We start from the raw sequence: 12366 nt of genomic DNA, 5'->3' as shown, positions 1-12366 counted from the left end.
TCAGGATTGCCCGGAACGGGGCGCGTGGCGCCGCCAGCGGCGATCAATGCACAGCCCGGCGACCGCCAGCACGGCAGCCCAAACGACGACAACCAGCCATTGATACAGGACGGCAAATTGTAGAGCCAATATAGCAAGCATTATGCCCGCCGCCATGAACAAATACCAAACCCATGCCGTCGATGCGTGCCCCAAACCCGACTGCACCAGTCTTTGATAGTAGTGTTCGCGGTGCGCTTGCCAAAATTTTTCACCGCGCAGCAGGCGTTTGAGCAGCGTTACCGACGCATCGCCGATGAACGGCGCGAAGCACAGCGCGGGAAACCACACTGGCCACGCGCCTTCGCGCCAGCCCCAGTAGCCGAGCGCGCCGGCGAGGAAGCCGAGCGGGATCGAACCGGCGTCGCCGAGAAAGATGCGCGCGGGGTGGAAATTGAACAGCAGAAAGCCCGCCGCCGCCCCGGCCACCACCACGCTGGCCAGCGCGAGCGCGATGTCGGCATGAGCCGCGGGGCCAGCCGACAAGGACGCGGCGATGGCGTAGCCGCCGAAGCCGAACAGCGCCATGCCGCCGGCGAGCCCGTCCGAGCCATCCATGAAGTTGTACAAATTGACCAGCCAGACGAGCAGAACCGCCATGGCCGCCAGCGCCCACCAGGGCACGTCGGCGGGATAGACGGCGACCAGCGCCGCCACCGCGGCCGCGTGGCCGCCGAAGCGCACTCGCGCGGGCAAGCCGCGGCGGTCGTCGATCTGCGACAGCGCGGCAAGCAGCGCCGCCGCCAGCGCGGGCAGCCAGAGCGACGGCGCGACCAGCCAGATCAGTGCCACGCTCACCGGCACGATGCCCCAACCGCCGACGCGCGGTGTCGGCCGGGTGTGCAGCGAGCGGTCGTTGGGGATGTCTGTGGCGAGTCGCCACGCGAGACCGCTTCTGAGGAGCGCCCACAGAATCGCCGCGCACGCGCCCAGCGCGAGCGCGCCGCACAGCAGCAGATGAACCACCGGGTAGGCGGAAAGTGAAGACATCGGAAGCAGGTTCAATGCAGGTCAGCGTTCAGTTCTATGCGATCAATGTGTGGAGCGATACCAGGCGGCGGTCTCCAGCAGGCCGTGCTCGACGGTGTGCGGCGGATACCAGCCGAGGCGCTCGCAGATATGCGAACTGTCGAGGCGCAATTCGCCCACCAGCCGCTCGACCTGCGCCGAGCGCCCTGTCAGACGGCCCGCGAGCCGCAGCACGCCGACCGGCACCGGCACGAGACGTTGCGGTGCGTGCAGTTGCGTGGCTAGCGCCCGCGCCAGTTCCGACACGCTCAGATCGCGGTTGTCGGCGACGTGGAACGTGTGGCCGACCGCGCGCGGATCGGTGGTGCAATGCACGAGCGCGTCCGCGAGGTTATCGACGAACACGAGGCTGCGGCGCGCGGCGATCGCGCCGAGCGGCAGCGGCACGCCCCGGGCGATCGCGCCCATCAGCTGCAGGAAGTTCGCACGCACGCCCGGCCCGTAGACCAGCGGCGGCCGCACGATCACGATCTCGAGACCCGACTCGCGGCCGTATTCGAGCAACGCCCGCTCGGCTTCGAGCTTGGAGATGCCGTAGGGATCGGACGGCGCGGGCGGGTCCGTTTCCTTGATGGGCCGGCCGATGCTGCTTTCCGCCATCGCCTTGATGCTGCTGACGAACACGAAGCGGCGCGCGCCCGCGCGACGGGCCGCGGCGGCGACGCGCAACGCGCCGTCGACATTGGTCGCGCGATAGGCGGCGAGCGGCTCGGCGGTCGTGTCGTGCATCACGTGGACGCGAGCGGCCAGATGAATGACCGCATCGCATTGCAGCGTGACCGGCCAGCGTTGCTCGATGCCCTCAAAGTCGTCCGCGTCGAGCAGCCATTCACGCACGCCCTGCGCCGCGGTCTGGGCACGGCGTACCGCGCCGACGACCCGGTCGCCGCGCTGCAGCAAGGCGCGGGAAACCGACTTGCCGACGAAGCCGTTGGCGCCGGTGATGAGAACCGAGTGAGTCATCGGCTGACTCCGGCGAGGCGGGTCACGGTACCGATGCACGCGCCCGCCATGCCACCGGCCCACTTGCCACAGCGCCGCCCTGCGGCCGCACTGTGCACGGTGACGGACCTTGTCCGCGCGAGGCGCGCGACGGTACGCCTCGAGCCGGAGCATGAGCCTGTACCGACAGGGCTTGCCCTACCCGGATAGGACCGGAAAGGCGGATGAGACACGATACAATCTGGCATCGGCGGCGCTTCTTGAGAAGTCTGATTGGGAACGTATTGTATGCGGGCGACTTCCACCGTGGTCCGCTCCTCCCGAAGGTTAGGCGCTAAAATGTGTCCCGCAGCCAACAGTTTGCAAGCGCGGCGAAGTCCCGGCCGTGATGATAAAGCGGACAGGCGATTCCGAAGCGCCGTCGGCACACTTCGTAACATCTCAAACATATTCGCGCATGTGGAATTCGCTAAGATCCGACGTGCTCGACGGCAGCACAATCCAGTTCGCCCAGCAGCGGCGTGAGCGGCCAACGGCCCGCGCCACGTCTAGCCAAGGTCCGATTGCCGCGACAGCGAGCGGCATGTTCCCATGCGGAGGTCCCGAAACATCCCGGCCCGGATTTGAGCGCGTCGCTCGCGGGCCACTGTTTCACCCACTTCAGACACGCGAGATCCAATGCCACTGACGCCATCGGTCCGCGCGGCGCTTCGCTGATTTGACGAAAAGAAAACGTTTGAGCAAATAGAGTCCCATCTATGAAAGTGCTGTTCGCCACTTACCCCATGGCTTTCCATACCCCCGGAGGCGGAGAGATTCAGCTGCTTGCGTATCACAAGCATCTGCCCGCGCACGGAGTGGACGTCACGCTGTTCGATCCATGGAATCCGCGCTTCCTTGAACACGACGTGGTGCATTTCTTTTCGTGCGTCGGCGGCTCGGTTCACTTCTGTAACTTTGTTAAACAGTTGGACTTGCCGCTGGTGGTTTCGTCTAGTCTCTGGGTGACGGAGGAAACGAAACACCTTTATCCGATCGGCGAAATTCATCATCAGTTTTCGCTCGCCGACCGGGTGGTGGCGAATTCGGAGATCGAATGCGACACGCTCGCCCGCATCTTCGACCTGCCCCGGGAAAAATTCGTCAGCGTGCTCAACGGCGTCGAACAGAGCTTTTACGAGCCGGTCGCGCCAGAACTGTTTCGCAGTGAATTCGGGATTCAGGATCGCTTCGTCCTCAACGTGGGCAACATCGAGCCGCGCAAGAACCAGCTGGCGCTCATCCGCGCAATGAAGTCGTTCCCCGAACTCAAGCTCGTGCTGATCGGCCATCAGCGCGACCCGGAGTATGCGAAAGCCTGCTTCGCGGAAGGCGCGGACCGGGTCGTCTACGCGGGCACACTCGCTCACGATTCGCCGCTACTGCGCTCGGCCTATGCCGCCTGCGAAGCGTTCGTCCTGCCGAGCACGCTGGAAACACCGGGACTCGCCGCGCTGGAAGCACATGCCGCGGGCGCCCGCATCGCCGTGACGAAAGTCGGCTCGACCGAAGAATATTTTGCGCGGCACGTCGCCTACCTCGATCCGTCCAACGTCGACAGCATCGCTCAGTCGATCCGCGACGCCCTCGCCCAGCCGCGCGCCGGCACGACGAGTAACGCAGATGCAGCGCGCGACCTGACCTGGCAAGCCGTCCTGTCCCCCCTGAAAGACCTCTACGATTCCCTGCTGACAAAATGAACTTCGAACTTCGTCCTCTGAACAACGTCGAGACCTCCCCGAACCCCGAGTTCGCGTGGCTCGCAACCAATGGCGACCCGCAGTTCGAACTGACAGGCTGGGAGGCGTTGTCCGGGTGCGCCGCGCGCATCTCGTTCGAACTCGCGAAGGAAGACATGCCGGCCTCGCCCTGCATGCTCTATGTCGATGCGGGCGCCGGCATGTCCGAGCACACCGCTATCGGTCTCGCGGTCGGCGCCGACGGCAACGTGAATCAGGTCGTCGCGTTTCCGCCGCTGGTCGGGCCGCTGCGCCTCGACCCGATTGCGCGCTCGGGCCTGTTCTCGATCAGGAACTTCAGGCTCGATCGGCTTTCGGATGCGGAATGTCCGCAGGAACTGCTCGAACGGGCGCGCCGGATGTCGACCTGGCGAGGCGGCGCGCAGCCGGCCGCGGCGCCCGCCGTGGGCCACACCTATCAGGAGTGGATCGATGCGCACGAACCGCCCGCTTCGCTCTATCCCGAGTTGCGCGCGCGCTCGAAGACGTGGGAACAGCAACCGCTCGTCAGCATCGTCATGCCGACGTACAACACGCCGGAAATATGGCTGCGCATGGCGATCGATTCGGTCATCAACCAGGTGTACGAGAACTGGGAGTTCTGCATCGCCGACGACTGCTCCACCAGGCCCGAAGTGAAGGCGGTGCTGGACAGCTACGTTGCGAAGGATCCGCGCATCAAGGTCGCGTATCGCACGACGAATGGCCACATCAGCGCGTCGAGCAACTCGGCGCTCGAACTTGCGGTAGGGGACTTCGTTGGCCTGCTCGATCACGACGACGAACTGCATCCGCTCGCGCTTTACTACGTCGTCGAGCTGATCAACGCGCATCCTGACGCGGCGGTGATCTATAGCGACGAAGACAAGATCTCGATCGACGGCGTGCGCTCGGACCCGTACTTCAAATGCGACTTCAACTACGATCTGTTCCTGAGCCAGAACATGATCTCGCATCTCGGCGTGTACAAGACTTCGGTAATGAAAGAGGTCGGCGGCTTCAGAACCGGTTTCGAAGGCTCGCAGGATTACGACCTCGCCTTGCGCGTGCTCGATCGCGCGGGTCATCACACGGTGTATCACGTGCCGCGTGCGCTCTATCACTGGCGCATGATTCCCGAGAGCACGGCGGCCGGCCATGAGGCCAAGCCGTATGCGCACATCGCGGCGATGCGCGCGCTCGACGAACATCTCGCGCGCAATGCAATCGCCGCCCATACCGAGCACGCGCCCGGCACGGATGCGTTCAACAAGGTCGTGTACGACTTGCCCGCGGTGCTCCCGTCGGTGGAAATCATCATTCCGACGCGCGACTCCGCCGACCTCGTCGAACAGTGTGTGGAGTCGGTACGCAAGAAGTCGAGCTATCCGAACTTTCGCATCACCATCATCGACAACGGTTCCGTCAAGCCCGAAACGCACGACCTGTTCGCGCGCCTGCAACAGGACGAACGGGTCAAGGTGGTGCGCGACGACTCGCCGTTCAACTACTCGGCGCTGAACAATCGCGTCGCGCTCGCGAGCCCGGCCGACTTCGTCTGTCTGATGAACAACGACATCGAAGTGATCAACGCCGACTGGCTCGAAGAAATGGTGTCACTCGCGCTGCAGCCGAACGTCGGCGCGGTTGGCGCGAAACTGCTGTACCCGGACGACACCATTCAGCACGGCGGTGTAGTGCTCGGCGTCGGCGGCATTGCGAGCCACGCGCACAAGCACTTCCCCAATACGCATCCGGGCTACTTTGCGCGCGCGCGTCTGCGCAATGCGATGAGCGCCGTGACCGCGGCGTGTCTGCTGGTCCGCCAGTCGATTTACAAGCAGGTCGGCGGCCTCGACGAGTTGCTGCACGTCGCCTATAACGACATCGACTTCTGTCTGCGCGTGCGTCAGGCCGGCTATCGCAATGTGTGGACGCCCTATGCGGAGCTTTATCATCACGAGTCGGCGACACGCGGGGCCGAAGATACGCCGGAAAAAATCAGCCGCTTCAACCAGGAATCCGAGTTGGTCAGGCAGCGCTGGGGCGATCTGCTGTTAAACGATCCCTACTACTCGCCCAATCTGACGCTGACTGCCGACGACTTTTCCTTCGCATGGCCTTCAAGGATTTTAAATCTTGGTTAATCTGGGACCGAAAAAAAACAAGACAGGGTGGCTGGCAGAGTACCGGCACCCGTCGCCGGGGGAGCTTTTTTGCCTGCCGAGCGCGATCTATTTTCTGATGAAGTTCAGAGCCGATCTCGCGCCTTTCAATTCCAAGGTGCTTGACGATCGGGTCTCGCTGTACTTCTGGTGGGAAATGACGGCGCGTGAGACATATCCGGACTTCAACTGGGTGCTTCGCCAGGAAGACCGCGAATACCTGCGTCAACTCGACAACGACACGCTGATCGAGCGGCATCCGGACGCGCTCACGTACTGGCTCGGCGCAACCGCGCCGAGCGTGCTCGACACGAAGCACCTCGCCGAGACGCTGCTCGAACCGCGAACCGTATTTGAAGAAGCCGGTCTGCACCTGCCCAAGCTGATCACGATGATCGTGGGCAATCGCGGCGATCTTTCGCTGGCCTTCAACCTCGGCACGCTGACCGGCTATCTGAATTGCCTCGACTGGTGGGAGGCGCATGGGCAGGCTGGGAGCCCGCGCGTGACGTGGCGGCCGCCCGTCGCATGGCCAGAACTGCTGGAACCGATCGACGACCCCGAGTCCGGCGCGATGCCGCTGCCCCGCTTTCTCGCGCTGATTACGACCGAGCGGCCCGATCTTCGCAGCGCCTTCGATCTGACCACGCTGACCGGCCGACTCGCCTGCCTGAGCTGGTGGGAAGACCATGGGCATCGCGAATATAAGCGCATCAAGTGGACTCAGGCGCCGATCGGCGGCGCCATGCTCGAACCCGAGCAGGTCCGCGCAGACGGCGGCCCGCACATCCCGCGTTTCCTCTCCTTGATCGTCACGGAGCGGCCGGACCTGCAGGCCGCGTTCGGTCCGCTGGAGTCTTTTACCGGACGGCTGAATTGCCTGTCGTGGTGGCTCGAACACGGCCAGTTCCAGTACCGCGCCATCAAGTGGGTGCCGCCTACGCTGCCCGCGTCACTGTTCGAAATGGAATGGGGCGAACATTCCGACTGGCTGCCGGTGCCGCGCTTCCTGCGGCTGATCCTCGAGGAACGCGCGGACTTGCAGGCGCTCTGCTCGCTGGACAGTTTCATCGGACGCCTCAAGTGCCTGTCATGGTGGGTCGAACATGGCGAGGCGCAATACCCGGTCATTCACTGGGTCACGCCGGCGTTGGACGACGACCTGTTCAGGATGGAGGCCGGCGCGCAATGCGCTCTGCCGCTGCTGCCGCGGTTCCTGGTGCTGATCTGGAACGAGCGGGCCGACCTCCAGGCGTCGTTCAATCTGGATAGCTTCAGCCATCGCCTGGGTCTCATCTCGTGGTGGGACCGGGACGGACAACACGAGTATCACGCAATCAAATGGTCGGCTGCCCGGCTGTCCGAAGCGTTGGCCAGCATCGACGACGAGCAGCCGGCCGACGCCTCATTGCTCCCGCGCTTTCTCGTTCTGATCGCCAACGATCGCGCCGATCTGCGCAGCGCGTTCGACATCGACACCGATGCGGGCCGCGACCAGCTCGTGGCGTGGTGGAACGAATGGGCGCAAGCCGAATACCCGCTGCTGGGCTCGCTCAAGGTCCGCTGGATCGACAGTCCCGACGACGACGCCGACGACGACGAACGCGAGCCGGCGCGCTATCACGCGCACGTGGAAGGCGTCGGATACGACTACGGCGTGAACGTGATCGGCTTCCCGCAAGGCGTGCTCGGGCTAGGCGAAGATGCCCGCATGGCCGCGCGCGTGTTCCAGCTGACGTCCACGCCGGTCGCGCTGATCAATGCACCGATGTCCGGCCCGGCGAAGCTCGAGCACTCCGTCGATCACCTGATCAGCGACGAGCTCAAGTACGGCATCAGCCTGATCTGTCTGCCGGCGCCGGAGATGGTTCGCCTTGCGCTGGAGGGTGGCCGTAAATTGATTGACGCGCCGACTCACAAGATCGGCGCCTGGCCGTGGGAATTGCCTCACTGGCCGAGCGCGTTCGGCAAGGTGCATCAGATGGTCGACGAAATCTGGGCCCAGAGCCGCTTCGTCCAGAGCGTCTACCGCCGCCTCGGCGACACGCCCGTCTATCACATGCCGATGGCCGTCGAAGTGCCCGCGCCGCTGGATCCGAAGCGTGAACGGTTCGGGCTGCCGTCGAACGAATTCCTGTTCTATCTGATGTTCGACGGCAACTCGTGGTTGAGCCGAAAGAACCCGCTCGCCGGCGTGCAAGCGTTCAAGCAGGCATTCGGCACACGCTCGCCGGGCGTCGGGCTCGTCATCAAGGCCATGAACGTGCGTGACGACGATCCGGTCTGGCGTGCGGTGCTCGATCTGGCGGCCGGCGACAGCCGCATTCACATCGTTTCCGAACGTCTGTCCCGGCAGGATTCGACCGACTTCATGGCCTGTTGCGACGCCTACATTTCTCTGCATCGCAGCGAAGGCTTCGGCCGCGTGATCGCCGAAGCCATGGCGCTGGGGCAGCCCGTCGTGGCGACCAACTTCTCCGGCAACGTCGACTTCTGCGAACCCGATACCGCGTTCCTCGTGGATGGCGACCTTATCCCGCTGCGCGCAGGCGACTATCTGTTCTCCGAAGGGCAGTACTGGTGCGATCCCGACGTCTCGGTCGCGGCCGAACAGCTCAAACGAATGATCGACGATGTGCCGCTGCGTGAGCGCATCGCCCTGGCGGGTCAGGCACGCATCGAGCGTGATTACTCAGTTGACGCGGTCGCCCGCGCGTATGCGCGACGGTTGACCGACATTGCGGAGGCAAAGGCAAAATGACGCTGCGGGTATGTGCTCCGGATATTTTCTCGGGCGATGCGGTGGGCAACCACTGCATCGGCTTCGTTCGAATGGCGAAGCGTCTCGGCCTGCGGGCCGAACTCTATGCAAACGGCTTCGACGCGGGAACATCCGGAGTCCAGCCACTCGAAGCGTTTTTCGCCAGTGTCACGCCCGAGGACATCGTCCTGTTGAGCTACTCGATCTTCGATCCGTGTCTCGAACAGATCCTCGCGCTGGACTGCAAGAAGATCTGCTACTTCCACGGCGTGACCGATCCCCAACTGCTGCGTGCGCTCGAACCGCGCACCGCGCAGTTGTGCGAGAAGGCGCTCGCGCAATTACCCCTGCTCGCGGGCTTCGATGCCGTCGTCGCGAATTCGCAGAACACCGCGCAAAGCCTTGCCCGCATTCTCGAAGCAGGCGCGGTGAAGATCGTCCCGCCGGTTTTCCCGGACATGCCGGTTTTCACGCGCGAGCCGCCGCGCAAGGGACGCAAACAGCGCGCGCCGAATCTGCTGATGGTCGGCCGCGTGGTGCCGCACAAACGGATCGAGGACGGCATCGACATTCTGGCGCTGCTGAAACAGCGTGAAATCGTAGCGACGCTGACGATTGTCGGCAGCGCGCCGAACTACGAGTATCTGAAGTTTCTGATCAATCACGCCCGGCGCCTGGGCGTGCTGGAACAGGTCGATTTCAAAGGCATGCTCGACGACGCCGATCTGTTCGAGTGCTACGAGTCCGCCAGCGCGCTACTCGCGATGAGCCGGCATGAAGGGTTCTGCGTGCCGGTGCTCGAAGCCATGCATTTCGGCAAGCCGGTGTTCGTGCGTGGCGGCACGGCGGCTCAAGAGATTTGCCCAGCGGACTGCGTCTTCGATGCCGCCGCCAGTCTCGCGGCATGGGTGCCGGCCATCGCGGCCCGCTTCAATCAATGCGCCGGTCGCAGTCTGGCCGATGCCGCTTATGTGCGGCACGCGGACGGCGTGCTGCAACGCGCGAGCGACGCTGTCTGGCAGGACATCTTTCTGGGCGTCGACGCGGCAAGCACAGCCGGCGCGCACGCCGACTAGAGCCGAGCGGCGAACGGCGGCGCGCGGGCCATGCGGGTCGCGCGCCGCACTCATTTTCAGGATGCGGCTACTTGCCCTTACGGTCGAAATCGATCGGCTGTCCGGTATGCGGATGCGGCGTATACGAAAAGTGCGCGCGCACGTACTTCTGCGACAGCGTACATAACAGATCCATCAACGCAATCTGTTCAGACGGAAACACTTGCGCCTGATCCGCGGCATCGATCGGCTTTTGCATATAGCGCACGATATCTTTTTCGAAATCGCTGACGCAATAGTCAAAAACCTTCTCGCCTTTGATCGGATAAGCGGCCACCTTCACTTGCGTATGCAACGACAGGTAGGTGCTGAACAACCGCTCCGCGACGAACGGCAGAAACGGCGCGTCGTCGGAATGGATCGTGGGTTCCAGCACTGCGCGCGCCGCTTCGCTGTCACTCTGTGTTTCGAGAAAGGTGGCGATCGGCACCAGCACCTTGCCGACATAGTTCTCCCAGAACCGCTGCGAGCCCACCCAGAAATTGCAGTAACACAGGGTGCCCGCCGACTGACGCGGCGCCTCGCGCAAGTTCCACGGAATCTCGCACGCGTCGAGCAGCAGTTGGCTGCGCTCGACGAGTCCCGGGTGCGCATGCTCACCCTGCATCCACGCGTTGAATGAGAAATACGCGAGTTGCGGAAAAGGATTGATCAGGCAGACATCGGCATCGAGATTGGCCTGGACGAACTCGAGAAACCGGCTGCCGTCTATCCGCGCTTTCAGCGCGAATTTCGGCGAAAAGAGCCCGGTGAACTCCTGCTGCAGATGCATGCCCTTGCGGTACATGTCGACCAGAATATAGAACTCGCGCCAGGCCGCGTGAGCGTTGTTGCGCAGCACGAGCGGATGAAAGGCGTTTTCGGAGAGAACCTGGCCCGGCGCGTAAATCGGCTCGTAAATCTTGATGGATGCGCTCATGACAGCCCTGCAATCTGAAGATAGAAATTCCCGGTATGCACGTTGCGCCGGAAGATCGTGAGCGATGCGTTCGGCACCAGCACATTGGGGAATCTGGACAGCGGAATGTTCAGCAAATATTGCGAAATCACCGAGATCGGTCCCGCATGACAGACGGCGGCCATCAGGCCTGGTGTGTCCGCCTGCCGCAGAAACTCCTCTTCGACCCAGTTCACCGACCGCGCCGCCAACTCGAGATGCGACTCCCCACCTTCATAGCGATCCGACAGATGCTTGCCCCAGTCGGGGAAAGTCTGACGAAAGTCTTCGGCTTTCCAGGTGGCGAACCGTCCGGCATTGGTTTCGCCGAGTCGGCTGTCCAAAGTCCAGTCGCACTTGTCCTTGAAGAGCACTTCGGTGGTTTGCAGCGCCCGCAGCCACGGGCTGCTGAAGACGCGGTCCGGCGCAAGGCCGTGGCTTTCCATCAGCGTGCGAAGTCTCGCGGCCTGCTGCATGCCGTGCTCCGTCAACCCGTCCTGTTCGGTCGAGTTCAACAGGCCGGCGACGTTGCCAAACGATTGGCCGTGACGAATGAGAAGAAGATCCATAGTGGGCTGGCTGCAAAGAAACGTTGAGTCGAGAACGCCCGGTTAAGACTTTGGGCCGGGCAAAGCCTTCAGGAACATGGTCGCAATGTGCCGGACGCTGAAGCGGTCGAACACGTCGGCATAGGCATGCTCGCGAATCGATTGCCGAAGCGCGGCGTCGCGCAACATCTCGTCCAGCGCCTCACTCCAGCTATCCGCATTGTTCGACGCAATATAGCCCGTCTCACGATGTTTAACGTTTTCGCGGTAAGTTGGGCAGTCGGAATAGATGCTCGGAATGCCGAGGCTCCCGTAGTCCGCATATTTGATCGGCGACTTGCACGAATTGAAGAACAACGTATCGGGATCTTCTTCCGCGCCGAGCGGCACGATCGCGAACGTATAGCCTTCGTCGCGAATGGCCTTCTTGTATTCGAGGTTGCCGCGGCTGCCGCGATGCGTCATGCGAGGAATCGAATTCAGCTCCGGGAACGGGTCGCCCCAGAAGTCGATCGACAGGTTCTCGTGCCGCGTGATGAAGCTGCGCAACGTGGCAAAAAAATCTTTTCTGAAATTGACCAGCTTGATGCCGTCGAGATTGGAGAAGATGATTTTCGGCGGCTGCTGTTCCGTCCAGAGTTCGGGCGAGAGATCGAAAGCCTGATGATCGAAACCGTTTGGAATGATCAGCACGTCCGAGCGCCGCACCTTGCGCATCCGCTCCTGCAGCAACTGGTTAGACGCGGTGGCCGCGCTTGCCTCGCGAATCATTGCGAGCACGTTGTACAGCACGTCCTCGTTCATTTCGAGCACGCTCCACGAAGGCAGATCGAGCAGCCAGTCGTCCAGATCGTAGATCGTATGGAGGCCGAGTTCGTTCGCCATCCGCATGATCTTCAGCGAAAGGTTCGAGACATGCTTATTGAACAGCACCGCATCGAAGCGATGCAGGTGGCTGACCCCGACCTCCTCTTCCGATATCTGCTCCCACTCGATCAACTGGTGCCGCTCCATGTACGTGAGCAAAGGCGCAAACCGCGCGCCGATCGTGCGAGACTTCATTCGCCCATCGG

The 12366-nt window shown here is 62.9% G+C and carries 9 protein-coding genes; 4 read left to right on the top strand and 5 right to left on the bottom strand.

Translation table 11 applies throughout. The annotated features are described in order from the left end of the window. Window positions 1-1029, bottom strand: coding sequence for an MraY family glycosyltransferase (locus tag CIC12_RS24045; RefSeq protein ID WP_168667649.1), 1029 nt, complete (start codon window positions 1027-1029; stop codon window positions 1-3). A gap of 42 nt (window positions 1030-1071) precedes the next feature. Next, entirely contained in the window at window positions 1072-2031 is a 960-nt protein-coding gene (locus CIC12_RS24040) for a UDP-glucose 4-epimerase family protein (protein ID WP_168667647.1), read from the bottom strand. Between the two features lie 737 nt (window positions 2032-2768). Between CIC12_RS24040 and CIC12_RS24035 the strand changes: the two genes are divergently transcribed. From CIC12_RS24035 to CIC12_RS24020, 4 genes are read left to right on the top strand one after another with little or no spacing between them, the layout of a single operon-like run. Next, a complete protein-coding gene (locus tag CIC12_RS24035) occupies window positions 2769-3749 on the top strand; it encodes a glycosyltransferase (RefSeq protein ID WP_168667645.1) in 981 nt (326 codons plus the stop codon). Next, window positions 3746-5914 carry a glycosyltransferase family 2 protein gene (locus CIC12_RS24030; RefSeq protein WP_168667643.1) on the top strand — a complete coding sequence of 723 codons (2169 nt, stop codon included), beginning with the start codon at window positions 3746-3748 and terminating at the stop codon, window positions 5912-5914. The genes CIC12_RS24035 and CIC12_RS24030 overlap by 4 nt, the downstream gene beginning before the upstream one ends. Further along, on the top strand, window positions 5907-8693 hold the full coding sequence (locus tag CIC12_RS24025; protein WP_168667641.1) for a glycosyltransferase family 4 protein: 2787 nt from the start codon (window positions 5907-5909) through the stop codon (window positions 8691-8693). The genes CIC12_RS24030 and CIC12_RS24025 overlap by 8 nt, the downstream gene beginning before the upstream one ends. Beyond that, a complete protein-coding gene (locus tag CIC12_RS24020) occupies window positions 8690-9769 on the top strand; it encodes a glycosyltransferase (protein ID WP_168667639.1) in 1080 nt (359 codons plus the stop codon). Before CIC12_RS24025 ends, CIC12_RS24020 begins: the two co-directional genes overlap by 4 nt. A 67-nt stretch (window positions 9770-9836) precedes the next feature. Here CIC12_RS24020 and CIC12_RS24015 read toward each other — a convergent pair whose 3' ends face one another. The 3 genes from CIC12_RS24015 to CIC12_RS24005 are packed head-to-tail and all read right to left on the bottom strand — an operon-like array spanning window position 9837 to window position 12355. Beyond that, complete coding sequence (locus CIC12_RS24015) at window positions 9837-10727, bottom strand: hypothetical protein (RefSeq protein ID WP_168667637.1); 891 nt, start codon at window positions 10725-10727, stop codon at window positions 9837-9839. Continuing rightward, window positions 10724-11314, bottom strand: coding sequence for a histidine phosphatase family protein (locus CIC12_RS24010; RefSeq protein ID WP_168667635.1), 591 nt, complete (start codon window positions 11312-11314; stop codon window positions 10724-10726). The genes CIC12_RS24015 and CIC12_RS24010 overlap by 4 nt, the downstream gene beginning before the upstream one ends. A gap of 42 nt (window positions 11315-11356) precedes the next feature. Then, window positions 11357-12355 (bottom strand): glycosyltransferase, encoded by a 999-nt coding sequence (locus tag CIC12_RS24005; protein WP_238812860.1) that lies wholly within the window; start codon window positions 12353-12355, stop codon window positions 11357-11359. Window positions 12356-12366 lie beyond the last annotated feature (11 nt).

Source organism: Paraburkholderia sp. SG-MS1 (assembly GCF_012275575.1).
Classification (GTDB): Bacteria; Pseudomonadota; Gammaproteobacteria; order Burkholderiales; family Burkholderiaceae; genus Paraburkholderia.
The sequence above is the reverse complement of the archived record's forward strand: the minus strand, read 5'-3'. Positions and strand labels throughout refer to the sequence as shown.